Source organism: Mycolicibacter sp. MU0083, assembly GCF_963378075.1.
GTDB classification, from domain to species: Bacteria; Actinomycetota; Actinomycetes; order Mycobacteriales; family Mycobacteriaceae; genus Mycobacterium; species Mycobacterium kokjensenii.
Genome location: NZ_OY726394.1, coordinates 66,458 through 92,870, shown reverse-complemented (window position 1 = coordinate 92,870; position 26,413 = coordinate 66,458). Strand labels below are relative to the sequence as shown.

Annotated in this window: 27 protein-coding genes and 1 pseudogene; 6 read left to right on the top strand and 22 right to left on the bottom strand. The window is 69.5% G+C overall.

What is annotated here, in order from left to right:
* Positions 1-2 precede the first annotated feature (2 nt).
* The 9 genes and pseudogenes from RCP38_RS00455 to RCP38_RS00415 form a co-directional block, all read right to left on the bottom strand.
* On the bottom strand, positions 3-1,565 hold the full coding sequence (locus RCP38_RS00455) for an MCE family protein (protein WP_308474757.1): 1,563 nt from the start codon (positions 1,563-1,565) through the stop codon (positions 3-5).
* Positions 1,562-3,165, bottom strand: a pseudogene (locus tag RCP38_RS00450) (MCE family protein). The gene RCP38_RS00455 and the pseudogene RCP38_RS00450 overlap by 4 nt, the downstream one beginning before the upstream one ends.
* Positions 3,162-4,190: an MCE family protein gene (locus RCP38_RS00445; protein WP_308474756.1), complete on the bottom strand. Its 1,029-nt coding sequence runs from the start codon at positions 4,188-4,190 to the stop codon at positions 3,162-3,164. Before RCP38_RS00445 ends, RCP38_RS00450 begins: the two are co-directional and overlap by 4 nt.
* A complete protein-coding gene (locus tag RCP38_RS00440) occupies positions 4,187-5,398 on the bottom strand; it encodes an MCE family protein (protein WP_308477444.1) in 1,212 nt (403 codons plus the stop codon). Before RCP38_RS00440 ends, RCP38_RS00445 begins: the two co-directional genes overlap by 4 nt.
* Positions 5,399-5,403: 5 nt before the next feature.
* On the bottom strand, positions 5,404-6,273 hold the full coding sequence (locus RCP38_RS00435; RefSeq protein ID WP_308474755.1) for an ABC transporter permease: 870 nt from the start codon (positions 6,271-6,273) through the stop codon (positions 5,404-5,406).
* Between the two features lies 1 nt (position 6,274).
* On the bottom strand, positions 6,275-7,012 hold the full coding sequence (locus tag RCP38_RS00430; protein ID WP_308477443.1) for an MlaE family ABC transporter permease: 738 nt from the start codon (positions 7,010-7,012) through the stop codon (positions 6,275-6,277).
* Between the two features lie 335 nt (positions 7,013-7,347).
* Entirely contained in the window at positions 7,348-8,940 is a 1,593-nt protein-coding gene (gene fadD5, locus RCP38_RS00425) for a fatty-acid--CoA ligase FadD5 (protein WP_308474754.1), read from the bottom strand.
* A 46-nt stretch (positions 8,941-8,986) separates the two neighbouring features.
* Positions 8,987-9,427 (bottom strand): SRPBCC family protein, encoded by a 441-nt coding sequence (locus RCP38_RS00420; RefSeq protein ID WP_308474753.1) that lies wholly within the window; start codon positions 9,425-9,427, stop codon positions 8,987-8,989.
* A gap of 36 nt (positions 9,428-9,463) precedes the next feature.
* Positions 9,464-9,940, bottom strand: coding sequence for an acyl-CoA thioesterase (locus RCP38_RS00415; protein ID WP_308474752.1), 477 nt, complete (start codon positions 9,938-9,940; stop codon positions 9,464-9,466).
* A 14-nt stretch (positions 9,941-9,954) separates the two neighbouring features.
* On the opposite strand from RCP38_RS00415, the gene RCP38_RS00410 reads away from it, so the two are divergent.
* The gene (locus RCP38_RS00410; RefSeq protein WP_308474751.1) at positions 9,955-11,070 is read left to right on the top strand and encodes an alcohol dehydrogenase catalytic domain-containing protein; all 1,116 of its coding nucleotides are present in this window, start codon (positions 9,955-9,957) and stop codon (positions 11,068-11,070) included.
* Here RCP38_RS00410 and RCP38_RS00405 read toward each other — a convergent pair.
* The 8 genes from RCP38_RS00405 to RCP38_RS00370 are packed head-to-tail and all read right to left on the bottom strand — an operon-like array spanning position 11,051 to position 18,352.
* On the bottom strand, positions 11,051-11,959 hold the full coding sequence (locus RCP38_RS00405) for an alpha/beta hydrolase (RefSeq protein WP_308474750.1): 909 nt from the start codon (positions 11,957-11,959) through the stop codon (positions 11,051-11,053). The genes RCP38_RS00410 and RCP38_RS00405 overlap by 20 nt on opposite strands.
* Positions 11,952-13,430 (bottom strand): flavin-containing monooxygenase, encoded by a 1,479-nt coding sequence (locus RCP38_RS00400; RefSeq protein ID WP_308474749.1) that lies wholly within the window; start codon positions 13,428-13,430, stop codon positions 11,952-11,954. The genes RCP38_RS00405 and RCP38_RS00400 overlap by 8 nt, the downstream gene beginning before the upstream one ends.
* On the bottom strand, positions 13,412-14,143 hold the full coding sequence (locus RCP38_RS00395) for an SDR family NAD(P)-dependent oxidoreductase (RefSeq protein ID WP_308474748.1): 732 nt from the start codon (positions 14,141-14,143) through the stop codon (positions 13,412-13,414). The genes RCP38_RS00400 and RCP38_RS00395 overlap by 19 nt, the downstream gene beginning before the upstream one ends.
* Positions 14,140-14,886 carry an HpcH/HpaI aldolase family protein gene (locus RCP38_RS00390; protein ID WP_308474747.1) on the bottom strand — a complete coding sequence of 249 codons (747 nt, stop codon included), beginning with the start codon at positions 14,884-14,886 and terminating at the stop codon, positions 14,140-14,142. Before RCP38_RS00390 ends, RCP38_RS00395 begins: the two co-directional genes overlap by 4 nt.
* Positions 14,886-15,854, bottom strand: a complete 969-nt coding sequence (locus tag RCP38_RS00385; RefSeq protein WP_308474746.1) for a zinc-binding dehydrogenase — start codon at positions 15,852-15,854, stop codon at positions 14,886-14,888. Before RCP38_RS00385 ends, RCP38_RS00390 begins: the two co-directional genes overlap by 1 nt.
* 4 nt (positions 15,855-15,858) lie before the next feature.
* Positions 15,859-17,031: a cytochrome P450 gene (locus RCP38_RS00380; protein WP_308477442.1), complete on the bottom strand. Its 1,173-nt coding sequence runs from the start codon at positions 17,029-17,031 to the stop codon at positions 15,859-15,861.
* A gap of 50 nt (positions 17,032-17,081) precedes the next feature.
* Positions 17,082-17,798 (bottom strand): NIPSNAP family protein, encoded by a 717-nt coding sequence (locus tag RCP38_RS00375; RefSeq protein ID WP_308474745.1) that lies wholly within the window; start codon positions 17,796-17,798, stop codon positions 17,082-17,084.
* Positions 17,798-18,352, bottom strand: a complete 555-nt coding sequence (locus RCP38_RS00370; protein ID WP_308474744.1) for a hypothetical protein — start codon at positions 18,350-18,352, stop codon at positions 17,798-17,800. The genes RCP38_RS00375 and RCP38_RS00370 overlap by 1 nt, the downstream gene beginning before the upstream one ends.
* A 133-nt stretch (positions 18,353-18,485) precedes the next feature.
* Here RCP38_RS00370 and RCP38_RS00365 point away from each other — a divergent pair, with 133 nt between their 5' ends.
* Positions 18,486-19,163: a DUF427 domain-containing protein gene (locus RCP38_RS00365; RefSeq protein ID WP_308474743.1), complete on the top strand. Its 678-nt coding sequence runs from the start codon at positions 18,486-18,488 to the stop codon at positions 19,161-19,163.
* On the opposite strand, the gene RCP38_RS00360 is transcribed toward RCP38_RS00365, so the two are convergent.
* Positions 19,160-20,050 (bottom strand): acyl-CoA thioesterase, encoded by an 891-nt coding sequence (locus RCP38_RS00360; RefSeq protein ID WP_308474742.1) that lies wholly within the window; start codon positions 20,048-20,050, stop codon positions 19,160-19,162. The two genes, RCP38_RS00365 and RCP38_RS00360, sit on opposite strands and share 4 nt — an antisense overlap.
* 79 nt (positions 20,051-20,129) lie before the next feature.
* On the opposite strand from RCP38_RS00360, the gene RCP38_RS00355 reads away from it, so the two are divergent.
* A complete protein-coding gene (locus tag RCP38_RS00355) occupies positions 20,130-20,966 on the top strand; it encodes an SMP-30/gluconolactonase/LRE family protein (protein WP_308474741.1) in 837 nt (278 codons plus the stop codon).
* A gap of 10 nt (positions 20,967-20,976) precedes the next feature.
* Complete coding sequence (locus RCP38_RS00350; protein WP_308474740.1) at positions 20,977-21,783, top strand: thioesterase family protein; 807 nt, start codon at positions 20,977-20,979, stop codon at positions 21,781-21,783.
* On the opposite strand, the gene RCP38_RS00345 is transcribed toward RCP38_RS00350, so the two are convergent.
* Positions 21,780-22,433, bottom strand: coding sequence for an SDR family NAD(P)-dependent oxidoreductase (locus RCP38_RS00345; RefSeq protein ID WP_308474739.1), 654 nt, complete (start codon positions 22,431-22,433; stop codon positions 21,780-21,782). The genes RCP38_RS00350 and RCP38_RS00345 overlap by 4 nt on opposite strands.
* A gap of 105 nt (positions 22,434-22,538) precedes the next feature.
* On the opposite strand from RCP38_RS00345, the gene RCP38_RS00340 reads away from it, so the two are divergent.
* The gene (locus RCP38_RS00340) at positions 22,539-23,075 is read left to right on the top strand and encodes a TetR/AcrR family transcriptional regulator (protein ID WP_308474738.1); all 537 of its coding nucleotides are present in this window, start codon (positions 22,539-22,541) and stop codon (positions 23,073-23,075) included.
* Positions 23,076-23,081: 6 nt separating this feature from the next.
* Here RCP38_RS00340 and RCP38_RS00335 read toward each other — a convergent pair whose 3' ends face one another.
* The 3 genes from RCP38_RS00335 to RCP38_RS00325 are packed head-to-tail and all read right to left on the bottom strand — an operon-like array spanning position 23,082 to position 25,419.
* On the bottom strand, positions 23,082-23,648 hold the full coding sequence (locus RCP38_RS00335; protein WP_308477441.1) for an AAA family ATPase: 567 nt from the start codon (positions 23,646-23,648) through the stop codon (positions 23,082-23,084).
* Entirely contained in the window at positions 23,645-24,034 is a 390-nt protein-coding gene (locus RCP38_RS00330; RefSeq protein ID WP_308474737.1) for a TA system antitoxin ParD family protein, read from the bottom strand. Before RCP38_RS00330 ends, RCP38_RS00335 begins: the two co-directional genes overlap by 4 nt.
* A gap of 56 nt (positions 24,035-24,090) precedes the next feature.
* A complete protein-coding gene (locus tag RCP38_RS00325; RefSeq protein ID WP_308477440.1) occupies positions 24,091-25,419 on the bottom strand; it encodes an FAD-binding oxidoreductase in 1,329 nt (442 codons plus the stop codon).
* 70 nt (positions 25,420-25,489) lie between these two features.
* Here RCP38_RS00325 and RCP38_RS00320 point away from each other — a divergent pair, with 70 nt between their 5' ends.
* Positions 25,490-26,389: an alpha/beta hydrolase gene (locus tag RCP38_RS00320; protein WP_308474736.1), complete on the top strand. Its 900-nt coding sequence runs from the start codon at positions 25,490-25,492 to the stop codon at positions 26,387-26,389.
* Positions 26,390-26,413 lie beyond the last annotated feature (24 nt).

Genomic DNA, 26,413 nt, shown 5'->3' with positions numbered 1-26,413 from the left:
CATCAGTTACCCCGCGGGGGGAGCGGAGCCACCGGCCCCGGGATCACGTTCGGTCCCGGCGGCGGCGGCGCGATCGGACCCACCCCGGGCGGCTGACCGATGAACGGCAGCGGTCCGGGCGACTCGTCGTATGAGTTCGGCGGGCCGGGCGGCGTCTGGTACTGCGAGACGATCGGCTCCGGGTCGGGGCCGCCCATCAACTGGGCCAGAGACTCCGGGGTCAGCAACCGCGCGGTGTCGTGACCGGGCTCCACACCCTGCATACCGGCCGCGGTGATCCAGCCGGGCTGGGTGTTGCGGTGCGACAGCGGGGTGTCGGGCACCCAGATGCCCGGGACGGTGGTGTCCTTGTAACCGGGCGGCGGCTGCAGCCGCGGCTCGGAGTAGGCGATCTGCTTGGGCGTGGTGTACGCGCTGGTCCAGATGTTGATACCGAACGGCAGGTAGTTGAACTTGATCGCGTCGGCGATCGGCGCCAGGTATTCCGCACACAGTTCCGCGGAGTCCTGGTAGCCCAGTCGGCTGCCGGCCTGGATCGCGCTGCAGATGAACTCCATCGGGTTGGCGAAGTTCACCAGCACCGGCGAGCCCAGCACCATGCCCTGTGCCGGGTGGTAGATCTCGCCGACGGCGGCCAGCACGTTGGGCAGGATGTGCAGGGCGGTCTCGAACCCGTCCAGCGCATCTTCCTGGGTGATCGCGCTGGACACCTCGGCCATGTTGTTGATGGTGTGCGTCAGCGGTTCCGCGTTCTGGTTCAGGAACGCCTTGACGATGGTCATGGTGGCGTAGAACTGGTCGCTGGCCTTCGCCAATGCCTGGTCGGTGCTGTTCAGGTTGTTGGTGAACTTGGCCAGGTCACGGTTGAGCGCGACGAACTGCTGGTCGTTGTGGTCCAGCGCCTTGACGAACGTCGACAGGCTGCGAACCACCGCGAAGAAGTCACCGCGGCCCTTGTTCAGCGCCGTCAACGCATCCGACAGGTTGTCGAAGGCGGTGTTGATCTCGCGGCCCTTGCCGGCCAGCCCGTCGGCGAACGTCTCGATGGCGTCACCGATGGGGCCCTTGGGCGACTCGGCGGTGGGGCCGAGCTTGTTGATGATGTTGGTGACGTCGTTGCGCAGCGTGTCCCATTCGACCGGCACCTCGGTGCGTTCCTCGGGGATCACCGCCTTGTTCGCCAGCACCGGGCCACCCCGGTAGGGCGGCTCGAGCTGGATGGTCCGCGACGCGACCAGGGTGGGGTTCAAGATGATCGCCTTGGCGTCGGCGGGCACCTTGTACTTCTTGTCGTAGTGCAGGGTGACCTTCATCTTGTCGCCGGCCGGCTCGATCTTGTCGATCGCGCCGACCCGGACACCCATGATCTGCACCGCGTCGCCGGGGTACAGCGCGTCGGTCTGCGGGAAGAAGGCGACCACGGAGGTGCTGTTCAGTTTCCGGTACAGCTGCACCCCGCCGAAGGCGGCCGCCAGCGCCAGGACCAGCGCCAGCGATGCGGCGATCACGGTGTTGCGGGACCGCTCCGGCAGTCGCATGTTGCGGACATCAAAGACGGTACTCACGGCCGCTCACTCCCTCTTGCGCCACCGCCACCGCCGGGCTGACTGTTTCCGCCTTCACCGGGGGTGATGAACGGCGCCGGTAACTGGTTTCCGGGTCCGGGCGGAGCCGGCGGGCCGGGTGCCCGCGGTGCGGGCGGCGGGGCCGCGCCGGGGTTGGCCTCGGCCGGGCCTGCGACCGGGCCCATCGGCTCGGACCGCGCGCCGGGGTTGGCGTCGGGCATCGGCACCGGGGTACCGGGCACCACCGGCGGCGTCTCGCCCGGGCGGCCGGCGATGGAGATGCCCGGCGATGCGGGCAGGCCGTCCGGGTTCGGCGGCGAGACCAGGACATCGATCGGTCCGGGGTACGGGCCGCTGCGACCGAACGGTCCCTCGTTCGGGTCGAGGTTGGCACACGGCAGCGGGTTGCCCGGGGTCGGGAACAGGCCCGCGGCGGGCGCGTACGAGCACGGCGATCCGGGCGCGACGGCCGGGCCGGGGTGCTCGGGGTGCCCTCGAGCACCTGCGGGGCGGGAGGCGGAGCACCGTTGGCGAACCGCGTGCCGTTGGGGTCGGGGTAGCGGAACTCCGGCAGGCCGGCGTTGCGCCAGAACTCCTCCGGGCTGATACCGCGCTTCTTGAAGGCGGCGTCGACCCACGGCTGCAGGATCCAGAACGGGACCAGGTTCAGGGTCGAAACCTTGAAGTAGGGACCCGACGCCACCGCGTCGTTCACGATCGTCAGGTACCGGCCGAGGATGGTGAACATCTCGCTGAGGTCTTCCTTGCGGCGCACCAGCATGTCGGTGATGCTGGCGGCCTCGTCGAAGACGTGCTGCAGGTTCAGCGTCGGGTTGTCCCGGACCAGGCCCTGCACCTGCTCGCCGAAGTAGGCGATGTTGACCAGCAACGCCGAGATCGCCTCGCTGCGCTGGTTGACCGCGGCCAGCAGGGTCTGGGTGTTGCGCAGCAGCGCGTCGATCTGGTCGCTGCGGTCACCGACCACCGCGGCCACCTGGTTGGCCTGGGCCAGCAGGTGGGTGATCTCCTCGTCGCGCTTGCCGACGGTGTCGGAGAACTTCGCGACCCCGTCCAGCGCGGCGCTCAGGTGCGGGGAGGTGTGGTCGACGGTCTCCGAGAGCACCTTCAGGGACTTTTTGACGGTGTCGATGTCCCACCCGGACGCGGCCTTGGTGGCGTCGAACACCGCGTCGTAGAGCTGGTAGGGCGTGGTGCTCTGCCCCAACGGCAGCACGCTGCTCGGCGCCAACCGCCGGTCGCCCTTGGGTTCGATGGCCAGGATCTTCTTGCCGAGGATGGTGTCGGTCTTGACGCCGATCCGGCTGTCGTTGCCGATCGGGTTGGCCCCGACCGAGAACTTCACCTTCACGTGGTCACCGTCGATCGACAGGTCCTGCACCTTGCCGACGTCGACACCGGAGATGCGCACCTTGTCGCCGGCGGTCAGACCGCCGGTGTCGGCGAGCTCACCGTAGTAGCTGGGCTCGGCGAACAGCATCGGTGTGGCGGTGAAGCTCTGCCCCACCAAAGTCACCAGCACCGTCGAGACGACGCCGATGATGCCGATCCGTGCCCGGTTGGGCGGTTCCAGGGTTCTCACTGGGGCGTGCACCTCCCGGTCGGCTGCTGCCACAAGCGGACGTTTCGCACCGGTCCGCCGGGCTGCAATCCGGGAAGCTTGATGGTGGCGTCACAGATGTAGAAGTTGAAGAAGTCGCCGTACACGCCGGTGCGGCCGATCAGCTTCAGCGCCCGCGGAATCTTCTCGAACAGTTCTTCGACGTCTTGCATCCGGTCCGGCGGCTCCGGCCCCGCCTCCGGGAACAGGCTGTGCAGCTGGGTGCGGTTGTCGGCCAGCAGATCGGCCAGGTTGCCCGCGGCGTTACCGAATTCGGCGGTACCGAACGCCAAGCCCTCGGAGTGGCTGCTCAGTCCCTTGACCAGCTTGTCGAAGTTGTCGACGGTCTCGTCGAACGTCTGGCGGTGCCGGACCGCGGAGTCCAGGACCACGTTGAGGTTCTTGACCACCTCGCCGATGGCCGCGTCGCGGTCGGCGATGTGCGCGGTCAGCTGTGCCGTCTGGTCCAGGATGTCGTTGATGGTGCCGCCCTGGCCCTGGAAGACCGTGACGATGGTCGAGGCGATGGTGTTGATCTTGTCCGGGTCCAGCGCCCGGAACACCGGCTTGAACCCACCGATCAACGCGTCCAGGTCCAGTGCCGGCTCGGTGCGGGAGCTGGGAATGAAACCGCCGAGGGGCAACCGCTGGTCAGCGCCCTCGCCCTCACCCCGCTTGAGCTCCAGGTAGCGGTTGCCGATGAGGTCGTCGTACCGGATCTGTGCGGTGCTGGACTGGTACAGCGGCAGCGACCGGTCGACCTCGAAGTCGACCACCGCTCGACGACCGCTGTCGACCAGGCGGACTTTTTTGACCTTGCCGATCTCCACCCCGGAGGCGCGGACGAACTGCCCTTGGCGCAGTCCGCTGGCATTGGTGAACTCGGCGGAGTAGTGCGCGGTCCGGTCGAACCGGATCTGCCCGAACACCACGACCAAGCCGACGGTGAAGAGCAGCAGCACCGAGCCGACGGCGCCGAGTTTGATAGCGGTTCTGGTGATGTTCATGGGTTAATCGTGTTATCCCCGACTTGGCGACCCCAGACATAATCAATGGCCAGGGGCGATCCGATATCAAAGTGGTTGTACGGCGCTTGGCTGACTCCGGTGTCGGCCACCAGGTAAGGCGCCGGCCAGAAGTCGTGGGTGATCTCCTGCCAGCAACCCGGCGCACCGCCTGGGCCGCCGCGAGCGTTGTAACGCGGCAGGTTCTCGGGGTAGACGTACGGGTTGGCCGGTCCGACCAACTCGCTGACGGTGTCGAGCGCGTAGCCGTCGCCGCCGAGGAACTCGTAGACCTTGGGGGCGCCCTCGGCCAGGTTGCGGATGGCGCAGAACAGTTCCGGGCTGTACTCGTCCAGAAGCGCCGAAACCGGGACCAGGTCGGAGAACTGCGAACGCAGCGACGGACCGAACCGGTTGGTGACGTCGGCGCCGAGGTTGCCCACCCCGGCCGCACCCAGCAGTGCGGCGTCGAGTTCCTTCTGCTGGTTGGTGATGGTCTTGACGGTGACCACCGAGGTGTCCAGGAAGCCGACCAGGTCCGGTGCCCCGTCGGCGTAGACCTCGCCCAAGGTGGCGAAGCCCTTCAGGTCGCGGCGGAAGGAGGGCATCCGGGCGTTGACGTCGTCGAGGATGACGCTTCCGTTGACCAGCGATTCGCCGAGCTTGTCGCCCAAGCCGGTCAACGCCTCCGCGGCGGCGTGCAGCGTCAGGTTCAGCTTGATCGGATCGATGTGCTCGGAGAGGTTGTTGACCGTCTCGAACAGCGTGTTGAGCTCGGTGGTCACCGAGGTCGCGATCACGCTCGTCTTGCTGATCCGCTCCTTGGCCGGGTGCTCCGGCGCGGTCAGCGACACGTACTTGTTGCCGAACAGGGTGGTGGCCATGATGTCGGCTTTGACGTTGGACGGAATCAGCTTGATGTACTTCGGGTTCACGTCGAGGGTGAACTTGGCCGCCGGCTTGTTCTCGTACTCGGTCGGCTCGATCTTGGTGACCCGCCCGATCTGCACGCCGTTGTAGGTGACCGGACCGCCCGGGTCCATCACCAGGCCGGCGCGGGGCGCGACCATGGTCAGCGGTGTCGTCTTCATGAACGACCCGCGGAACTGGCCGTAGACCAGGCCCCCGATCAGCGCCAGGATGGCGAAGGTGATCACCCCCGCCAGTCGATACGGGGGGGTGTGCACTTTGTTCTGCTTGCCGGTTGCCATGCGCGTCACATCGTTAGGTTGAAGTTGGGGTTGACGCCGTAGAGCGCCAACGCTGCGAGCAACACGACGGTGGGCACCGTGATCAGCGACAGCCGCATGGACTGGCCCACCGCGCTACCGACGCCGACCGGGCCGCCGCTGGCGTTGAAGCCGTAGTAGCAGTGCGTGACCATGACGACCACCGCGATCAGGATGGTCTCGAGGAACGACCAGAACACGTCGTCGGGTCGCAGGAATGTTCGGAAGTAGTGGTCGTAGGTACCCGAGGACTGACCGAAGAAGATCGTGGTGACGATCTGCGGGGCGGCGAACGCCATGATCAGTGCGAGCGCGTAGAGCGGGATGATCACGGTGAAGCCGGCCACCACGCGGGTGGAGACCAGGTAGGCGATCGAGTTGATGCCCATCACTTCCAGCGCGTCGATCTCCTCGCTGATGCGCATGGCGCCCAGTTCCGCGGTGGCTCCGGCGCCGACGGTGGCGGCCAGGGCGATACCGGCGTTGACCGGGCCGACCACCCGGACGTTGACCAGGGCCGCGGCGAAGCCGGTGTAGGTCTCGACGCCGATGTTGCCCAGCGAGGTGAAGCCCTGGATGGCGATCAGCGAGCCGCCGGCCAGCATCACGAAGCCCATGATGGCGACGGTGCCGCCGATCACGGCCATGGCGCCGGTGCCCATGCCCAGTTCCGCGATCAGACGCAGCGTCTCGGTGCGGTAGCGGCGCAGCGCCCACGGGATGTTCCGGATCGCGGTGACCGAGAACATGCCGAGCCGGCCGGTCCGGTCGAGTCCGCGACCGGCTACCCCGACGTAGCGCTGGTAATTCGCAACCAGCCCGGGAAAGCGTCCCCGCACCACTGTCGATGTCGACATGTCAGGTCCCCGTTCCGAACTTCACGCCGATGGTGGTCAGCACCACGTTCACGGCGAACAACGCGAGCACGCACAGCACGACGGTCTCGTTGACGGCGGTCCCCAGGCCCTTGGAGCCGCCGCGGACGGTAAGTCCGCGATAACAGCCGACTAAGCCGGCGATAAGCCCGAAGACGCTGGCCTTCACCGCCGAGATGATCACCTCGGGCAGGCCGGTCAGCAGGGTCAGGGTGGACAGGTAGGCGCCGCCCGAGACGTTCTGCAGGTACACACCGAACAGGAAGCCACCGGCGAGGCCGATCACGATCACCAGCGCGTTGAGCAACAGCGCGATGACCGTCGCGGCGATCACCCGGGGCACCACCAGCCGGTGGATCGGGTCGATGCCGAGCACCTCCATCGCGTCGATCTCCTCGCGGATGGTGCGGGCGCCCAGGTCGGCACAGATGGCGGTCGAGCCGGCACCGGCGACCACCAGCACGGTGACCAGCGGGCCCAGCTGGGTGACGGCGGCGATCCCCGCGCCGGCACCGGACACATCGGCGGCGCCGAACTGCGCCAACAGGATATTCAGCGTGAACACCAGGAGCACGGTCAGCGGGATGGCGACCGCGATGGTGGGAATGATGGCGACACTGGTGATGAACCAGCCCTGCTGGAGGGTCTCGCGCCATTGGAACGGACGTACGAAAAGTGCGCGCGCCGTGAGGGCACACATCTTGAAGAAACCGCCGACCATGATCAACGGCGGCAGCAACCGATCCCGGAGGAAGTCGGCGATACGGGGACGCGCTGGAGCCGTCACACCACCCCCCTCACCAGAGACCCTGCCGCACGACTCAGCAAGGAACCGCGTCGCACAGTGTGTTCTCCTGTCCTTCGTTCAGCGAGACCTGCGTCACCTTATCGGCCCAACGTGCCCTTGGCGACCACCGGACCATACCTGATGGATCGGTGAGAAGAACATCGATCGGGCGGAACCGGCTGTTGATTCCTACCGGAGAGTAACGTGCTGCGACCTCCCCCATCGACGTTTTCCGCGGTGGCCGGGGCCGCAACCACCCGGCCGCGGCCCTAGCCGGATTCCGGGGCGGCACCGTAGTGAATCCGCAATTCGGTCTTCAGCACTTTCCCGGCCGGATTCCGCGGCAGCGCGTCGACGATCTCCAGCGCCTTCGGTTGCTTGTAGCGCGCCAACCGCTCGTTGAGAAATTCGTCCAGATCAGCCAGGGTGAGGCCCGGCCGGGTGACCGCGGCCACCGCCACCGGCACCTCGCCCCACCGCTCGTGCGCGCGGCCGATGACGGCGACCTCGGCGATATCGGGATGATCGGCCAGCACGTTCTCCACCTCGGCGCAGTACACGTTCTCACCGCCGGAGATGATCATGTCCTTCTTCCGGTCGACCACCCAGACGTAACCCTCGTCGTCCATCCGCACCAGGTCCCCGGAGTGGAACCAGCCACCGGCGAAGGCCTCGGCGGTGGCCTCCGGGTTGTTCCAGTAGCCGCTCATCAAGGTGGGAGCCCGGTAGACGATCTCGCCGACCTCGCCGATCGGCACGTCGTTCATCTCCTCGTCGACGACCCGGGCGGCGACGATCGGGATGACGGTCCCCACCGAGCCGAGTTTCCGGATGGCGTCCTCGCCGAGCAGCATGCAGGTCACCGGCGACATCTCGGTCTGGCCGAACGCCGCCAGGATCTTGGTTCCCGGGAACGTCTCGGCCATCTGGCGCAGCAGGGCGTCGGACGCCGGCGACGCCCCCCACGACATGGTCCGCAACCGGATGTCCCGCGGGTTGGCCTGCTGCTCGTTGCAGACCGCCTGCCACTGGGACGGGACCAGGAAGATGCCGGTGACCCGCTCGGCGGCCAGGACGTCGAGGAGTTGGCCGGCGTCGAACGCGCCGAGTGGGTTGATGACGGTCGGAATACCCAGCCACATGCCGGGCAGCAGGTTGCCGACGCCGGCGATGTGGAAGAACGGCACCCCGATGAAGGCGACGTCGCCGGTTCCGGTGCCCGCGGTGTACAGCGCGGTCATGGTCTGGCCGAACAGGTTGGTGTGGGTCAGCACCGCGCCCTTGGGCAGGCCGGTGGTGCCCGAGGTGTACATGATCAGCGCGGGTGCGTCGTTGGGGATGTCCACCGGCGGGTGCGGTGCGCCGGTCTCGGCGATCAGGTCCTCGTAGCCGATCAGGCCCTCGCCGGCGGTGTCACCGGGGCCCTGCGCGACCACCACGGTCTCCAGCAGGTCGGTCAGCTCGCGGACCCCGGTCGCCACCGGCACCAGCGCCGGTTCGGTGATCAGCACCCGCGCCTCGCAGTCGGTGACCAGGAAGGCGATCTCCGACGGGGTGAGCCGGAAGTTGACCGGGACGGCGATGCCGCCCAGCATGTTCGCGGCCAGGACCGACTCGACGAACTCGGTGCGGTTGAGCATCAGGATCATCACCCGGTCGCCGGCCCCGACCCCGCGTCGGCTCAGGGCGTCGGCCAGCTTGCCGACCCGCTCCCGCAACTGCGACCAGGTGGTGGTCTGCCCCAGGAACCGCAGCGCGGGCGCATCCGGTTTCATCAGCGCGTGCCGGTCGAGCTGATTGACCCAGTTCTGTCGGCGTGCGCGATAGGGCTGCTCGGCGGGATCGACGGGTGCGTGGGTCAATTCGGTTCTCCCGCTTCGGTTCGGCTACATCCGGGGCAGCCCGAGGCTATCCCGACGCCAGTTCTTCGGCGCGTCTTTTCAGATTGTCGGCCAGGTAGTCCAGCGCGTTGTTGAACGCCTTCTTGAGCATCGGTTTGGGCACCGACATCTGCGTCTCGACGTTCATGTCGACGGTCAGCAACGAGGTGGGGCCGATCTCGACCACCGAGAACAACTGCTCCTGCTTGCTGAACAGGTCGCCCTGCTGCAGCACGGTCTGGATCTGGGTGGCGCTGGGGTAGTAGACGGCCTGGATGAAGGTGCCCTCGAACCCCGAGTAGGACGCGTCCAGCCGCAGTTGGCTGGGACGGCCGTCGTCATAGCGGGCCAGCACCCAGAGCCCTTTGATCTCTTCGTTCCACTGCGGGTACGCCTCGAAGTCGGCGACGATCCCCATGATGGTGGCGGCGTCGGCGGCGACTTCGACGGTCTTGCTCACGAGCGGCATCCGCCGAGCATAGCCATCGCCGGAACGGCGGCCCCGTCAAACCTGGGCGGTGGCCAGCCGGGTGCGGATGCCCGCGGGGATCGGCACCGGTCGCCGGCTGGTGCGGTCGATATAGACGTGCACCCAGTGCCCGAGCGCGGCCACCGGTGCTACGCCCGTGTCGCAGTCCTGCGGATCCCGGAACACCGCGAGCCGGTAGGTGACGCTGCTGTTGCCCAGCCGGGTGACGGCCAGGCCGACCGCGAGCCGATCCGGGAAGCCCAGCTCCCCCAGGAACCGGCAGCCCGATTCGGCGACCACACCCAGTTCCGGCATCGTGACCGGGTCGACGCCGTCGGCGCCCGCGGCGATCCAGCCGTTGATCGCGGTGTCGAACAACTGGTAGTAGACCGCGTTGTTGAGGTGGCCGAACATGTCGTTGTCGGCCCAGCGGGTCAGCACCGGCCAGTGCACCGGGAAGTCGGCGCTGGTCAACCCTTCCGGTGCGGGCGGGACCGCGGCGGACGAACTCATGGTTGTATTCCAGCATGACCACGATCCGCGGGGCGGTGCTGGAGCGGATCGGGGCGCCGCGCCCGTACCGCGACTCCCGGCCGTTGACGGTGACCGAACTACACCTGGACCCGCCCGGTGCCGGGGAGCTGCTGGTGCGGGTGGAGGCGGCCGGGGTCTGTCATTCCGACCTGTCGGTGGTCGACGGCAACCGGGTGCGCCCGGTGCCGATGCTGCTCGGCCACGAGGCGGCCGGGATCGTCGAGGAGGTCGGGTCCGGTGTCACCGGGCTGCGGCCGGGACAGCGGGTGGTGCTGGCCTTCCTACCCCGCTGCGGCGACTGCGCGGCGTGCCGCACCGACGGCCTGGCGCCGTGCGAGCCCGGTAGCGCCGCCAACGGTGCGGGCACGCTGCTCGGCGGCGGTTTGCGCCTGCACCGCGGCCAGCAGTCCGTCTACCACCACCTCGGGGTCTCCGGGTTCGCCACGCACACGGTGGTCAGTGCGGTCAGCGCGGTCCCGGTGCCCGACGATGTGCCGCCGACGGTGGCCGCGCTGCTGGGGTGTGCGGTGCTGACCGGTGGTGGCGCGGTGGTCAACGTGGGCCGGCCGGCGGCGGGTGACACCGTTGCGGTCGTCGGCCTCGGTGGCGTCGGGATGGCGGCGGTGCTGACCGCCCTGGCCTATGACGGCGTGCAGGTCATCGCGATCGACCGGGTGCCGGAGAAGCTCGCCGCGGCGACCGCGTTGGGGGCGCACCGCACCTGCACCCCGCAGCAGGCGCTCGACGACGGCGTCCGCGCCCCGGTGGTGATCGAGGCGGCCGGGCATTCCGCCGCCCTGGAGACCGCGATCGGCGTGACCGCTCCGGGCGGGCGGACCATCACGGTCGGACTGCCGCCGCCGGACGCCCGGATCAGCGTGTCCCCGCTGGGGCTGGTCGCCGAGGGCCGGTCGCTGATCGGCAGCTATCTGGGTTCGGCGGTGCCCGCCCGCGACATTCCCCGATTCGTCGAGTTGTGGCGGGCGGGACGGCTGCCGGTGGAGCGTCTGGTGTCGGCGACGGTGCCGCTGGAGGCGATCAACGAGGCGATGGACGCACTCGCCGACGGCCTGGCGGTGCGCCAGATCATCACGTTCGGCGACCGCTGAATCCCCGCCGCAGCGCGGCGGCCTGCATCTCGAACAACCGTTGGGAGATCACCCAGTCCGGCAGCAGGGAATCGAATCCGTGGCAGGTGCCGGCGAACAGGTGCAGTTCGGTGTCGACGCCGGCATCCAGCAGTCGCCGGGCGTAGTCCAGCGCCTCGTCGCGCAGCGGGTCGAGCTGCGAGCAGCTGATGAACGCCGGTGCCAGGCCCGTCAGGTCGGCCCGCCGGGCCGGTACCGCGGCCGCCGTCGGCGCGGTGTCGCCCAGGTAGTGCCGCCACATCTGCCCGGCGGCGACGCCGTCGAATCCGGGCGCGGCCGCAAAGTGCTGCTTGGACGCGGTGACCCGGTCGTCCAGCACCGGCTGGTGCAGCACCTGCATCACCACCGGCGGCGCCTGTCCGTCGGCGGCGTGCGCGGCCAATCCCGCGGCCAGCGCTGCGCCGGCGCTGCTGCCGGCCACGGCCAGCCGGCCGGGGTCGATGTCGAGTTTTCGGGCGTTGTCGGCCACCCAGCCGAGCACCGCCAGCGCGTCGTGCAGGGCGGCGGGGTGGCGGTGTTCGGGGGCGAGCCGGTAGTCCACCGAGATCACCGAGCACCCGGTCCGGCGGGCCAACTCCAGGCACTGGAGATGGTCGGTGTCGAGGTCGCCGAGCACGAACGCCCCGGCGTGGCAGTAGACGACGGCGGGGTCTGCGGTCCCGGTGCCGCCCCGGTAGATCCGCACCGGTACCCGGCCCGCGGCGGCCGCACTGACGCGCACCCCGACCGGGTCGATGGCCTGGGCCGCCGCCCGCCGACGCTGCGCCAGCGAGGCCCGCACCGCGGGGATCCCCTGCGCCGACAGGTCCGTGCTCGTCGGCGCCACCGCGGCCAGTGCCGGGTCAAGCATCCGGGTCCCCCTGGGTTTCGAAGGTGTAGTCGGCGGCCCGGAAACGTCGGGTCATCGCCCAGAAGGCCCCCGCGCTGCGCGGCCACTGGGTGACCACCCGGCCGTTGGCGGCCCGGAAGTAGTTGCTGCACCGGGTGGTCCACACCGTGCCCTGCATCCACCGGTCGATCTTGGTGAGGTAGGCGGCCAGTGCGGACGGCCGCACCGCGACATAGGTCTTACGGGTGCGCCGCAGATGCTTGAGCACCCGCACCACGTAGCGGGCCTGGGCTTCCAGCACGAAGATGACGCTGTTGGAGCCGACGTTGGTGTTGGGTCCGTAGAGCATGAAGAAGTTCGGGAAGCCGGGCATCGCCATGCCCAGGTAGGCCCGCGGCCCGTCCCGCCAGGCCTGCTTCAGGGTGGTGCCGTGCTCGCCGGTCACCTCGATCTGGCCGAGATAGTCCGCGGCGGCGTATCCGGTGGCGCAGACCACCAGGTCGACGTCGCATTCGGTGCCGTCCTGGGCGACCACCGATCCGGCGCGCAGGGCACGGGCGGGGCTGGTCACCACCTGCACGTTGGGCCGGGCCAGTGCGGGCAGGTAGTCCGAGGAGAACACCAGGCGTTTGCAGCCCAGCGGGTGATCCGGGGTCAGCGCCGCCCGCAATCGTTCGTCGGCGATGGTGGTGTCGAGCAGGTTCCGGGCGATGTCGGTGAACTCGCGGGTCTTGTCGCTGCCGTTCTCGATCACCGAGATGTTCGCTTCGCTGCGCAGCCACAGCCGGGTGCGGTACAGCCGTTTGGCGCCCGGGATGCGGGCGAAGGCCCAGCGCTCCCGCGCGGTGTAGGGGCGGTCGGGTTTCGGCAGGATCCAGGTCGGCGACCGCTGCAGCGAATACACCTTCTCGGCGACCTCGGCCAGTTCCGGCAGCAGTTGCGCCGCCGTGGATCCGGTGCCCAGTACGGCGATCCGCTTCCCGGTGATCGGCACCGAGTGGTCCCAGCGCGCCGTGTGCATCACGGTGCCGGTGAACGGTTCCTCTTCGATTAGTTCGGGCAGCACCGGCTGGGTGAACAGTCCGACCGCCGAGACCACGATGTCGAAGCGGTGCTCGGCGCCGTCACCGGCGGTCAGGCACCACTGCCGCCGGTCGGGTTCCCAGCGTGCGGAGCGGATCTCGGTGTGCAGCCGCAGGTGCTCGGTCAGCCCGTGCTCGGCGGCGCAGCGCTCGAAGTAGGCCAGGATCTCCGGTTGGGCCGACCACTGCCGCGACCACCGCGGGTTCAGGTCGAAGGAGAACGAGTACAGGTGTGACTTCACGTCGCAGGCCAGGCCCGGGTAGGTGTTGATCCGCCAGGTCCCGCCGACGCCGTCCTCCCGGTCGAAGATGGTGAAGTCTAAGAATCCCGCGCGCCGCAACAGGATTCCCAGGGCCAGGCCGCCGGGTCCGGCGCCGATGATCCCGATCTTCATCGGATCTGCAGGCATTGTCCGCCGTCCACGGCCAGTTCGGCGCCGGTGATGAACGACGCGGCGTCGGAGACCAGGAAGGCCACCGCGTCGGCCACTTCGGCGGGCCGGCCGAGCCGGCCGCCCGGCGCCCTCGCGGCCAGCCGCTGTTGGGTGACGTCGTCGAGCATCGGGGTGGCGATCGGCCCGGGGAACACCGCGTTGACCCGGATGCCGGTGCCGGCGAGCTCGGCGGCGACGGTCTGGGTCAGGCCGCGCAGCGCCCACTTCGACGACCCGTAGGCACTGTGGTGGGGAAACGGCCGGATCGCCCCGGTGCTGCAGGTGTTGACGATCGCGGCCCCGGCGGCGGCGCGCAACTGCGGCAGGGCCGCTTGGATTCCCAGGAAGGCACCGAGGCAGTTGACCCGCCACGCGTTCTCGAACGCCTCGGGCGTCTCGTCGGCGATCGCCGCCCGGTGCAGGGTGCCGGCGTTGTTGACCAGTGCGGTCAACCCGCCGAACCGGGCGACGGTGGCCGCCACCGCGGCCTGCCACTGCGGCGCGCTGGTGACGTCGAGCGCCACCCCGATCAACTCGTCGTCGCCGCGGGCGCTGACCGCGGTGTGCAGTCCGGTCTCGTCGACGTCGCAGGCGACCACGGCGAAGCCGTCGGCGCGTAACTTCTCGGCGATCGCCCAGCCCTGCCCGCGGGCCGCACCGGTGACCAGCGCGACGCGTGTTGCGCTCATCGGCGCCTCGCCTCGTCGAGGTGTGCCTGCGCCCCGCGCCGCAGGGCCTGCGACTCGGCGGCCAGCGTGATCATCTGGTAGTCCAGGCCGGCCAGCATCGCCCCGACGGTGCCCGATCCGCCGTGGACGGCCGCGATGACGCCGGCGTCGGCGGCGGCCTGCCGGATCCGGGTCAGGGCGGCGAGCATGTCGGGGTGGGAGGTGGAGTCGGCGACGTCGACGCCCATCGAGATCGCCAGGTCGGCGGGGCCGACGTAGACGCCGGCCAGGCCGGGCACCGCGCAGATCTGGGCCACGTCGTCCAGGGCGGCGGCGGTCTCGATCATCGCGAAGACGGCGGCACGCGACTCCAGGCCCGCCAGGTCGCGGCCCAGGCCGGGCCGCAGCGGCCCGAAACTGCGGTTTCCGGCCGGCGGGTAGCGGCTGGCAGCGACCGCGGCGGCGGCCTGTTCGGCGGTCTCGATCAGCGCGATGATGACCGCGTCGGCGCCGGCGTCCAGCACCCGCCCGATGGGCGCGGGGTCGGCGTTGGGCAGCCGGACGGCGGTGGCGATCGGCAGGTGTTCGCTCTGGCGCAGCAGGGTGGCGATATCGGCGTCGTCGAGGTAGCTGTGCTGGGCGTCGAAGCCGATGTAGTCATAGCCCGCCCGGGCGAATTCCTCGGGGCCCAGCACGGTCGGGCCGGTGATCCAGCCGCCCCACAGCGGTGCCCGGCCGTTCAGGGCGGTGTGCAGTGCGGACATCAGGCCACCATCGCGATCTTGACCCGGCCCGGTTCCGGTCGGGCCGCCAGCTCGAACGCATCCTGCGCTTGGTGATGCCCGAAGACGTGGGTGACGTAGTGCCCCAACAGATCCGGATGCTGCGCGGCGAACCGGTCCGCGGCCGTCAGCATCCGCCGCCGGTCCTGGGTGACACCGGAGATCAGCGTCAGGTTGTTGCGCAGCATGGTGCGCATGCTGATCGGGTAACTGTCGTCGTCGGGCACCCCGAAGTAGAAGACGGTACCGCCGGGCGCGACGGCTTCGATCGCGTGGCTCAAGGTGGCGACCTGGTGGCCGACCGCTTCGATCACGATCTCCGGGCGGTCGTCGGTATCGAGGTGGCGCAGCCACCGGTCGCTGGTCGACCGCACCGCGGTGTCCACCCCGAAGGAGGCGGCGACGCCGGCACGGTCGACCGGGTCCACCCCGGTGACCCGCCGTGCCCCCGCCGCCTTGGCGACCGCGCTGAACAGCAGTCCGATCGAGCCCTGACCGATCACCGCCACATGCCGGCCGGCCAGGTCGGGCAGCTGTTCGACGGCGTAGAGCACGCACGCCAGGGGTTGCAGGCCGACGGCCTGGGCGGGTGTCAGTGCGGGGTCGTAGCCGGCGAGTCCGTCGCCGTCGCTGACCACCTGCTCCATCAGTCCGTCGAATCCCGACGCCCAGCCCACCACCCGGTCTCCGGGCCGGTGCTGCGGATGCCGGCTGGCGGTGACCTCACCGACGATCTCGTGGATGGGGAAGCCGGCCTTCTCCGCCGCGCCCGCGCCGTCGTCGCCGGGCAGCCGGCCCTGGGCGCCGCGGAACGCGGGCATATCGCTGCCGCAGACACCGGCCGCGGCAAACCGCAGCAGCACCTGCCCGGCCGTCAGCCGGTCTTCGGTCGGTTCGGGAACCTCGATCTGCTCGAAGCGGTAGGGGGCGATCAGGCGGTGTGCCCACATGGTTTCAGACCTCCACCGGGATGGTGTTCCAGCCCCATTGGAAGCTGGACGGCAGCCGGGTCGCGGCGTCGTCGACGATCCGGTAGTCCGGAACCCGGCGCAGCCATTCCTGCGCCAGGACCGTCACCTCCAGCCGGGCCAGGTGGTAGCCGATGCAGAAGTGCTGTCCGCGCCCGAACGCCAGAGATCGTTTGATCGGCCGGTCCCAACGGAATTCGTCGGGGTCGGGGTATTGGCGTTCGTCGCGGTTGGCCGAGGCCAGCAGGGTGATGATGCGCTGGCCGGGGTTGATGGTGGTGCCGTGCAGGGTGAACGGTTTGCGGGCGGTCCGCGCGAACCATTGTGCGGGGGCGCAGTAGCGGATCATCTCCTCGCGCGCCTGCTCGACCCGGGCCGGATCGGCGCGCACGGCGGCCAGTTGCTCCGGCCGTCGGGCCAACTCCCACAATCCGTGCGCGACGATCTTGGGCACGGTCTCGGTGCCCCCGATGAAGATGCACAACAACTGGGTGGCCGCTTCGACGTCGTCGAGGGCGCGGCCGTCCGGCAGCCGGTAGTCCAGCATTCCGTCGACGATCGGCAGCTCGCCGGGCCCGCGTTGGGCGCGCCGGCGCTGCACCGCCGGGGTCAGGTACTCCAGGTAGTTGGGCCGCGCCGCGGCGGTGTCCACCCCGGCGCCGGCCTGGGCGAGGCTGCCGGCGTTGACGGCGGCCAGCACGTCGGGTGCGCAGTCCAGCGGAATCCCCAGTAGTTCGCAGACCACCTGTGCCACCACGATTCCGCCGTAGTCACAGGTCAGGTCGAAGCGGCCCTGCGGCAGCAGTTCGTCGAGCCGCTCGTTGGCCAGGGTCCGGACCCGGTCTTCCCAGTCGGCCACCGAGCGGGGCCGAAACGCCGGGGACTGCAGTCGGCGGATGTCGTCGTAGATCGGCTTGTCGAAGACGGCGTGGAAGGGCAGCGGCTGCAGCGGCGGGTCCGGGACGGGCCCGCTGTTGTGCTGCGCCAGTACGCCCGCCGCCGGCAGGGTGCCCTCGGAGGCGACGAAGGTGCCGTCGCTGACCGCCAGCACCTCCCAGATGTCGTCGAACCGCGACAATGCGTAGAGGTCCCACTGCGGCACGTAGTACATCGGATGGTGATCGCGCAGGATCCGATAGTAGGGCAACGGATCTGCCATCACCGCCGGATCGAACGGGTCGTAACGGAACTGCTCGACGGCGGTCGTCGTCACGCGGGGTCCACCTGCAGCGGCGACGGCGGCAACGCCTGCAGGATGGAGTCCTCCCAGCCGTCCCGCAGCGCGGGGGCCACGCTCATCCAGGTGACGATCTCCGCCGGCGGGTGGTCCTTCCAGGACGGGTAGTGCTGTGCGAAGCAGTCCCAGCCGCCGTCCAGCGCCCAGTAGTGGATGACCTCGTTGAAGCGGAACGTGGTGGTGAACGAGCCGAGCCAGCGTTTTCCGGTGCTCTCCGACCACGGCACGTACAGCCGTTCGAGTTCCCGGATGTAGTCGTCCTGGCGGCCGGGCTTGGTCTGCATGATCTCCTGGATCACCACGGTCGCGTCGTAGTCGGCCGCGGTGAGCTGGGCGAGCGTCTTGTTCTGCGGGGCGGGGTACATGATGCGGCCCTCCCCCGACGCGCCGATCCCGGCGAGGTACGCCGACCAGTCCGCGGCGTGCCGGGCGTGGCTGCCGCCGCGGGCCTGTGCCCGGCCGATCCGGGCGTAGTCGGCGAACGCGTCGATCTCCCAGATGATCGTGACCTGCGGCCAGTGCCCGTTGTAGGGGCTGGTCTCCCACAGGGCGAACAGCCGGGCCCCCAGTTCGGTCATCATCGGCTGGTAGACGGTGGTGAAGGCGTCGGTGAAATCGTCGCTGCGGCCGCGGCCCAACTCGATCGTCTCGTGCAGATACAGCAGGGTGTGGTTGTAGTGCTTGCGCATCAGTTCACCGGGACCAGGTCGGAGTTGAGCGGCAGGCAACACTTCTGGTTGCTGCGGAAGATCTCCGGTCCGCCGCACACGGCGTCGCCGCCGGCGGCCGCGGTCAGCGCCTGCCGTTTAAACGCGCGGCCGGCCACGGTGGGCAGGTGCTGCACGGTGTTGAGCCGACGGTCGACCTCGACCGGCCAGCCCCGTCCCCAGAGCACCACCTCGGTCATGCCGCACCGCAGCGCACGGTGCACCCGCTCGCTGATCCGCGGGTCGGCGGCCAACGCGTCGGCGACCACGGCCAGGCCGTGTCCGGCCGGATCGCTTTCGGGCGCTGCCAGTTCCGTCTCCAGGTCGGCGGTGCGCAGCCCGAGGATCTGCAGCGGTCGTAGATCCTGCTCGGACGGCACCAGCACGTGGACGTCCCAGCCGATCGCCGCACGGTGATACAGCCACCCGCCGGCGTCGCGCACCAGGGCCGCGACGTCGAGTGCGATGACGTCGAGGCGGTAGCGCAGATCCTGGTCGCCGGCCGGCGGATCCAGCGCCGCAGCGGTACTCGTCATCGCATCATCCCAGCTCGTCGTGAGAATCCCGGACGGTGCCACCGGCCGGACGACCTGGTCCGACCGAGCAGCACAACTTCCCCGAGATATTACAGTTGAGGGCGAATTTGTAAAGCCATGATCGGAGGGGCCGATGAGCCTGGTCGCCGGACGGGGTCCGCTCAGCACCGAACGCGCCGGTTGGTTCACACCGGAGATCACCGGCGCGCTGACCTACATCGAGCCCCATCCGCGCCGGGTGCGGGCCGTCCAGGCCGGGCGCGAGGTGATCGACACCGAGCAGGTGCTGCTGGTGCATCGCCAGGGCCGACCGCTCAGCTATGCCTTTGCCGCCGATGCCGTGGGCGACCTTCCGCACAAGGAACTTTCAGAGGCCCCCGGTTTCGTCCAGGTGCCGTGGGACGCCGTCGACGCCTGGTTCGAGGAGGGCCGTCGACTGGTGCACTACCCGCCGAACCCGTACCACCGGGTGGACTGCCGGCCCACCTCGCGCCGCCTGCGGGTCGAGGTCGCCGGGGTGGTGCTGGTGGACACCACCGACACGGTGATCGTCTTCGAGACCGCCCTGGCGCCGCGCCTGTACGTCGCGCCCGCGTTGGTCCGCACCGACCTGTTGCAGCCGTCGTCGACGTCGAGCTACTGCAACTACAAGGGCTACGCCAGCTACTGGTCGGTGACCGCGGGTGACGCCGCGGCGGCCGACATCGCCTGGAGCTATCCCGAGCCGCTGCCCGAGACCACGCCCATCGCCGGGTTCTTCAGCTTCGACATGACCCGGGTGGACGGGATCGCCGAACTGCCGTCGGCCTAGATCCGGGAGTGCTCGGCGATCTTGTTGTCGGTGGTGCGCAGCGGGCGGATCAGCCCGTCCTGGGCGAACGACGCGAGCAGTTCGCCCTCCTCGGTGTGCACGGTGCCGCGCACATAGGACATCCCGGCGCCCACCTGGGTGCTCTCGTGGCCGTAGAGCAGCCAGCCGTCCCAGCGCACCGGCTCGTGGAAGCTGACGGTCACCGTCATGGGCGCGGTGGACACCGTCAGATGCGACTGGGCGGTACCGATACCGGCGTGCGCACGCATGGTGGTGGAGATCCCCAAATGCCCGGTGAAATAGGCGATCAGCGCCTTGGCGAGGTCGTCGCGGGCGGGAATGGGGTCGTAGTGCAGCCAGGCGTAGAGCTCGGGCGGGCCGACCTCGTCGGGGCTGTTGACGTCGACGACGTCGACCAGGCGCACCTGGCGTCCGGTCATCGGCATGATGCACGGGTTGGCCTGGTCGGGGCCCACCACGTCGGGCCGCGGCAGGTGGTGGGTGATGACGTCTTCGGACGGGACGTCGGCGAGCACGGTCATGGTGGCGCAGCGTTTTCCGTTCTGCGTCACCGAGATCACCGCGGTGGCCGTGGAGCGGCCTTCGTTGACGACGTCGATGCTGTATTCGGCCGGCGGGCCCACCAGTACGGCCCGGGCGAACACCGCATGCACCGATCGGATCGACTTGTCGGCGAAGCGTTTCGCGGTCCCGACGATGGCCTGCGCCAGCAGTTGGGTGCCCTCGACCACCTGACGCTCGTCTTCACCGGCGAGGCCGGTGGCCCCGGTGAATCGGTCGGGGCCGTCCGCGGTCACCTCGAACAGGTCGAGGAGGCCGCTGACGGTCCATTGCGTGGCCGGCGAGGTCTCGGTGGTTTCAGACATTCCGCGAGCGTGACATTCAAGCCGTATTTTGTAAAGTGTGGCTGGTCGCGTTCGCGACTCCCGGACAGGAGGCTGCGCAGTGCCGAGTACCGCCCAGACCACACCGGCCCCGTTGGCCGGCGGTTTCTGTTTCGGCGAGGGACCGCGCTGGTCCGAGGGTCTGCTCTGGTTCTCCGACATGCTCGGCGAGGCGATCCACACCGTGGATCTGCAGGGCTCGATGACGACGGTGCCGCTGCCCGGACACAGCCCCAGCGGGCTGGGGTTCCGGCCGGACGGCACCCTGCTGATCGCCTCGACCGCCGACCGCCGGGTGCTGTCCTACGACGGTGACACCGTCACCACGCTGGTCGATCTGAGCGATCGGGTGCCGGCCGACCTGGGCGACATGGTGATCGACGCCGCGGGCCGCTGCTACGTCGGTTCGCAGGCCTACACCGGCGGTGTGATCGTCCGGATCGACCCGGACGGCACGATCCACACCGTCGCCTCCGATCTCGACTTCCCCAACGGCATGGTCATCACCCCCGACGGTGCGTCGTTGATCGTCGCCGAATCGATGGGCCGCCGATTGACCCGCTACACCATCGACGCCGACGGTGGCCTGGGTGAGCGCCGGGTGTTCGCCGACGGACTCGACGGTCCCCCGGACGGCATCACCCTGGATGCCGCGGGCGGGATCTGGACGTCGATGACGCTGGCCAACCAGTTCGAGCGCATCACCTCGGGCGGCACGGTGACCGACCGGATCGAGACCGGCGGCCGGGCGGCGATCGCATGCACGCTGGGCGGGCCGCAGCGCCGCACCCTGTTTCTGCTGTCGAGTACCGGCGCCTACCCGAAGCGGTTGATCGGCACCCGTGACTCGCGCCTGGACACCGTGACCGTGGAGATTCCCGGCGCCGGACTGCCCTGAAAGGGACGTGATGACCGACTCCTACTACGAACTGCTCGACACCGCCGACCCGCGGGGCGAGAAATTCGCCGCGACGGATCTGGTGCGCGGTACCTGGTCGGCCGAGATCCAGCACGCCGCACCGGTTTCGGCACTGTTGGTGCGCGCACTGGAACGTCTGGAGGCGCGCGACGACACCCGGCTCAGCCGCGTCACCATCGACCTGCTGGGACCGGTTCCGGTGGCGGGGGCGCTGTGGGTGCAGGCCCGCGTCGACCGGCCCGGGAAGCAGATCGAGCTGGTCAGCGCCGAACTGCTGGCCCCCGGCCCGGACCTGGAGCCCCGGCCGGTGGCCCGGGCGACGGGCTGGCGGCTGCAGACCCTGGATACCGCCGAGGTGCAGCACGCCTCGGCCGCTCCGCTGCGTCCGGTCGATGAGGCCCGACGCAACGACATGAAGCAGAACTGGGACCGCAACTATGTGCACAGCCTCGACTGGCGGTGGCTGACCACCCCGCTGGCGCCCGGCGACGGCGAGGCCTGGATCTCCCCCGTCGTGGATCTGGTGGCCGGCGAGCCGATGTCGCCGCTGCAGCGGTTGTTCGCGGTGGCCGACGACGCCAACGGGGTGGGCACCAAGCTCGACATCCGGAAGTGGACGTTCCTCAACACCGATCTGGTGGTGCACATCCACCGGATTCCGGACGGGGAGTGGATCGGGATTCGCGCCGAAACCAACTACGGCCCCGACGGTATCGGCTCCACCATCGGCACGCTGTTCGACCAGCACGGCGCGGTGGCGGGAATCCAGCAGTCGGTGCTGGTGCGCCGGCGTTAGCTCGCCGGCGCCACCGGTGCGAGCAGCTCGACCAGGCGCAGCCGCGGCCCGCTGACCATCCCGGCCACCAGGCGGCCGACGTCGTCGGTGGCGGCGACGGTGCCCGGCAGGGTCGACCGCACGATCGACGCCCGCACCCCGGTCCCGACGAATTCGGCGTCCAGGGCTTCGAACCACGCGTCGAGCTTGCGTGCTGCGGTGGGGCACTGCGGCCCGCCCAGTTCCGGGCTGACCAACACCACGTCGCCGGTGCCGCGCGCGACCATCGCCGGAATCACCCGGGTGGCAAGGGTTTGCGCCCCGACGCAGGCACCCTCGGCGTCGGCGTGCGACGGCTCGACCAGGCCGACATCGGTGATGAGCACGTCCGGAGTGCCGATGAGGTAGTGGGCGGCGGCCAGGAACCCGATGACCGATCGCGGGTCGGCAAGATCCAGGTGTGCCGCGAACGCGCTGTCCCCGCGGTCCCGCAGCCGCGCGGCGAACCGTTCCGCCTCGCCGACCCCGCGCCCGCCGATCAGCACCAGATGCCCCTGGGCGGCCAGGCGTGCCGCGACGGCGGAGCCGATCCCGGACGTCTCCATGACGATCATCACCGCACGCGTCGGCTGGACGCATTCGGAGAATGTGACTTGTGGCGCTTCGATCACGATAATTGCCCTACCGCCCGATCCGGGGCGCCCGCGACGCTGAGGAACTATGTCCAGGCACCAAACCAGCGTGACACTCTCGCTATTTTTTGTAAAGTCTCCGCTATGACCCGCAGCACGGTGGACGCACCCGACAGTTCGACGCGGCTGCGGATCCTCGCGGCGACCGCCGAAGTACTCGGGCGCAGCGGGGTGACCAAGCTCAGCCTGTCCGAGGTGGCGACACAGGCCGGGGTCTCGCGCCCGACGCTGTATCGGTGGTTCCCCTCCAAGGAGGAGCTGATCTCCGCGTTCTCCCGCTACGAGCGGCATATCTTCGACAGCGGTATCGCGCGCGTCACCGAGGGTCTCAAGGGCGTCGAAAAGCTGGATGCGGCACTGCGTTTCATCGTCGACTATCAGCATTCATCGACCGGGGTGCGGATGATCGACATCGAACCCAAGGCGGTGCTGGGCGACTTCTCCCGAATCATCGTGCCGATGCGGGAGGGCCTGCAGGCGATGCTGTCCGGCCCCGACGCGGCGGTGAAGGCCGCAGCGGCGGTTCGAATCGCCATCTCGCACTACATCATTCGTAGCGATGACTCCGAACAGTTCCTGGCCCAGCTGCGCCAGGCGGTGGGAATCCGGCACCGGGATTAGTCACCCCTATCGGACCAGCGCCGCGGGCGTCCACGCCGGCCAGTCGAGCTCGCCGACTTCGGCGCCACCGGCGAACTGGGCCACGATGCGGGGTCCGGAGGCACGGGAATTGTCGTAGACCGTGGCGATGTCGGCCATGTCGATGGCTCGCGCGACCAGCGGCCACAGCCGTCGATACCGTTCCCGGATCTTGTCTTCGGGTACCTCGTGCCCGCCGGCGGCCACCCGATACCGCACCCGGTGGACGGCCAGCGCTTCGGGGATCAGCACCACATGCAGCACCACGGTGTATCCGTGATCGAGGGCGACGCGGATCAACTCCAGTTTGGATTCGTGGGAGAACACCGTCTCGGCGATGAACGACCGTCCCTGCTCGATCAGCGCGGATCGGGTCTGCGCGGCCAGCTTCGCCGCCTCGTACGCGTGCTCGACGGTCGCGCCGGGCCACCGGTTCTTGGCGATCTCGTCGGCGTTGACGAACACCGCGGCCGGCAGCAGCGGCGCCAACGTGAACGCGACGAACGTCGACTTCCCCGCGCCGTTGGGTCCGACGACCAGATCGAGCCGCTTCAGCGGGTGCCCTCGATGGCCTGCGAGCTGCCGTCGGGCCGACATTCGACGATCCGGCCGTCGTCGTCGAGCGCGACGGTGGTGATGCCGCCCGCGGCAAGGCGGTCCCCGTAGTCGGTGTGCACCAAGGACTCTTCGATGGCGGCGGTGATCTCCGCGTTGAAGACCACCCCTTCCTCGGCGCTCAGGGCCTCGGTGTTCAACTCCCCTGCCAGTGCGGCCTCGACCCGTCGGCGTGCCGCGCTCTGTTGCGCCGACACCGCTCGGCCGACCCGTACCCAGTGGTCCAGTTGCTGTTTGGCGGACCTGCTCTGCCGGGCCCCTTCGGCGGCGGCGCTGTCCACCAGGTCCGCGGCGAACCGGGTGACACGATCGGCGGTCTCGGTCATGACGGCACTCCCCGGTTTGTAGCATTTTGTAACGTAGCTGGTCATCATGCTACGCGTCAGGCGAACAGCACCGCCGCGTTGAGATAACCGGTCGGGTCGAACGCCGCCTTGAGGGTCCGCATCGCGGCGATGTCGTCGGGCCCGCGGGACATCGACAGGTAGGCCCGCTTGCGGCTGCCCACCCCGTGCTCGGAGCTGACATTGCCGCCGTGTTCGGCGATGAGCTCCATCATGGCCGCGTACAGCGCCGGCTCTTCCGACGCCGCACAGCGCAGCACGTTGAAATGCAGGTTGCCCTCGCCGATATGACCGAACAGCACCGGCAGCGCGTCGGGTGCGTGCCGGTGCACCACGGTGGTCGCGGCCGTCGCGAACCGGGCGACGGCGGCCAGCGGCAGTGCCACATCGAATTTCAGCGGCGGCCCGAACGCACCGAGGACGTCGGCGACGGCCTCGCGTACCCGCCACAGTCGCTGCTGGGTGGCGGGGTCCACGCCGACTGCGGGCTCGCCGTCGGAGCGCACCGCCGACAGCAGCTCCGCCAGCCGCTCGGTCTGGTCGGTGTCGCCGGTCAGCTCCACCAGCAGCATCCAGTCACCGGTCACCGGGGCGGCGACCCCGAGTCGCTCGGCGGTGAGCACGGCGACCCGAGTATCGAGCAGCTCGAGTGTGCCGATGCCGTCCAGGTCGCGGAAGACGCGGGCGGCCTCGACCAGGGCGTCAAGGTCGGTGAAACCGCAGATCGCGGTGATCCGGTGCGCGGGGCGCGGATGCAACCGCAGGTCCAGCGCGGTGATGACGCCCAGGGTGCCTTCGGCGCCGACGAACAGTGCCGGCAGGTCATATCCGGTGTTGTCGGCGCGCACCATGCTGTGCCGGTCCAGCAGCGAGCCGTCCGGCAGGGCCACCTGCAGGCCCAGCACCTGTTCGCCCATGTTGCCGTAGTGCACGGTGTACAGGCCGCCGGCGTTGGTGGAAGCCATCCCGCCCACGGTCGCGGTGTCACGCGCGGTCAGATCGACGCCGAAGACCAGCCCGGCCCGCGTCGCCGCGTCCTGCACCGCCGCCAGCGTCGCACCCGCACCCACCCGCACCCGGCGTTCGACGGTGTCGACCTCGCCGACGGTGTTGAGCCGCTCGGTGGACAGCAGCACGTCGTCGTGTTCGGGGACGGTGCCGGCCACCAGCGAGGTGCGCCCGCCCTGGACGGTGACGTGCACGCCGGCGTCGCGGCAGAGCCGCAGGACCGCGGCGACGTCCTCGGGGCAACCGGGGCGCGCCAGGGCGACGGCCCGGCCCCGGTAGCGGCCGGTGTGGTCGACGCTGCGGGCGGCCAGCACGTCGGGATCGTCGGTCACATGGCCGGTTCCCACCACGTCGGTCAGGGCTTGGAGAAAGCTCGCGGTCACCGCGGTCACGACGCCCGGTCTATCACACCCCGCGCTACCTTTAGGCATGACTACCCGCGAAGACGTCTCCTTCCGATCCGGCGCGGACACCGTCAGCGCCTGGCTGTACCGGCCCGACGAATCCGACCCGTCCGGTGCTCCCCTGTTGGTCATGGCGCACGGCCTGGGCGCGGTGCGCACCATGCGACTGGACGCCTACGCCGAGCGGTTCGCCGCCGCCGGCTACGCCTGCCTGGTCTTCGACTACCGCAATTTCGGGGACAGCGGCGGCGCTCCCCGCCAGTTGCTGGACGTGAACATGCAGCTCGCAGACTGGGGTGCCGCGGTCGATTACGCGCACACCCTGGCCGGGATCGACCGCAACCGGATCGGGCTCTGGGGTACCTCGTTCGGCGGGGGGCACGTCATCGCCACGGCCGCCCGGCTGCCGGTCGCCGCGGTGGTGGCGCAGTGCCCGTTCACCGACGGGATCGCCTCGGCCCGCACCATTCCGCCGCTGACCACCGCGAAGATCAGCCTGCTGGCGATGCGGGATCTGGCTGCGGCCCGGCTGGGCAACCCGCCGGTGATGGTGGCGACGGCCGGCCGCCCGGGTGAGGTGGCGTTGATGAGCACGCCGGATTCCTACCCGGGCTACCTGAACCTGGTTCCCGACGGCCAGACCCTGCGCAACGAGGTCGCCGCCCGGTTCGGGATGAAGATCTTGGCCTACCGGCCCGGACGGCAGGCGGCCAAGGTCAGTTGCCCGATCCTGTTCTGTGTCTGCGACGACGATTCGGTGGCGCCGCCGGGGCCCACCCTGCGCTACGCGGCGCAGGCGCCCCGCGGCACCGTCAAGCGATACCCGGAGGGTCACTTCGACATCTACGTCGGCGACGCCTTCGAGCGGGTGGTCGCCGACCAGCTGGAATTCCTGGACCGCAACCTCAAGACCGCGGGCACCTGAACCTGTCGGTCGGCCCCGCTATAC

Coding starts and splice junctions, on each gene's coding strand:
- RCP38_RS00445 (WP_308474756.1), bottom strand. CDS start 4,190: ATGAACATCACCAGAACCGCTATCAAACTCGGCGCCGTCGGCTCGGTG.
- RCP38_RS00440 (WP_308477444.1), bottom strand. CDS start 5,398: ATGGCAACCGGCAAGCAGAACAAAGTGCACACCCCCCCGTATCGACTG.
- RCP38_RS00435 (WP_308474755.1), bottom strand. CDS start 6,273: ATGTCGACATCGACAGTGGTGCGGGGACGCTTTCCCGGGCTGGTTGCG.
- RCP38_RS00430 (WP_308477443.1), bottom strand. CDS start 7,012: ATGGTCGGCGGTTTCTTCAAGATGTGTGCCCTCACGGCGCGCGCACTT.
- RCP38_RS00420 (WP_308474753.1), bottom strand. CDS start 9,427: ATGCCGCTCGTGAGCAAGACCGTCGAAGTCGCCGCCGACGCCGCCACC.
- RCP38_RS00415 (WP_308474752.1), bottom strand. CDS start 9,940: ATGAGTTCGTCCGCCGCGGTCCCGCCCGCACCGGAAGGGTTGACCAGC.
- RCP38_RS00410 (WP_308474751.1), top strand. CDS start 9,955: ATGACCACGATCCGCGGGGCGGTGCTGGAGCGGATCGGGGCGCCGCGC.
- RCP38_RS00405 (WP_308474750.1), bottom strand. CDS start 11,959: ATGCTTGACCCGGCACTGGCCGCGGTGGCGCCGACGAGCACGGACCTG.
- RCP38_RS00400 (WP_308474749.1), bottom strand. CDS start 13,430: ATGCCTGCAGATCCGATGAAGATCGGGATCATCGGCGCCGGACCCGGC.
- RCP38_RS00395 (WP_308474748.1), bottom strand. CDS start 14,143: ATGAGCGCAACACGCGTCGCGCTGGTCACCGGTGCGGCCCGCGGGCAG.
- RCP38_RS00390 (WP_308474747.1), bottom strand. CDS start 14,886: ATGTCCGCACTGCACACCGCCCTGAACGGCCGGGCACCGCTGTGGGGC.
- RCP38_RS00385 (WP_308474746.1), bottom strand. CDS start 15,854: ATGTGGGCACACCGCCTGATCGCCCCCTACCGCTTCGAGCAGATCGAG.
- RCP38_RS00380 (WP_308477442.1), bottom strand. CDS start 17,031: ATGGCAGATCCGTTGCCCTACTATCGGATCCTGCGCGATCACCATCCG.
- RCP38_RS00375 (WP_308474745.1), bottom strand. CDS start 17,798: ATGCGCAAGCACTACAACCACACCCTGCTGTATCTGCACGAGACGATC.
- RCP38_RS00370 (WP_308474744.1), bottom strand. CDS start 18,352: ATGACGAGTACCGCTGCGGCGCTGGATCCGCCGGCCGGCGACCAGGAT.
- RCP38_RS00365 (WP_308474743.1), top strand. CDS start 18,486: ATGAGCCTGGTCGCCGGACGGGGTCCGCTCAGCACCGAACGCGCCGGT.
- RCP38_RS00360 (WP_308474742.1), bottom strand. CDS start 20,050: ATGTCTGAAACCACCGAGACCTCGCCGGCCACGCAATGGACCGTCAGC.
- RCP38_RS00350 (WP_308474740.1), top strand. CDS start 20,977: ATGACCGACTCCTACTACGAACTGCTCGACACCGCCGACCCGCGGGGC.
- RCP38_RS00340 (WP_308474738.1), top strand. CDS start 22,539: ATGACCCGCAGCACGGTGGACGCACCCGACAGTTCGACGCGGCTGCGG.
- RCP38_RS00330 (WP_308474737.1), bottom strand. CDS start 24,034: ATGACCGAGACCGCCGATCGTGTCACCCGGTTCGCCGCGGACCTGGTG.
- RCP38_RS00320 (WP_308474736.1), top strand. CDS start 25,490: ATGACTACCCGCGAAGACGTCTCCTTCCGATCCGGCGCGGACACCGTC.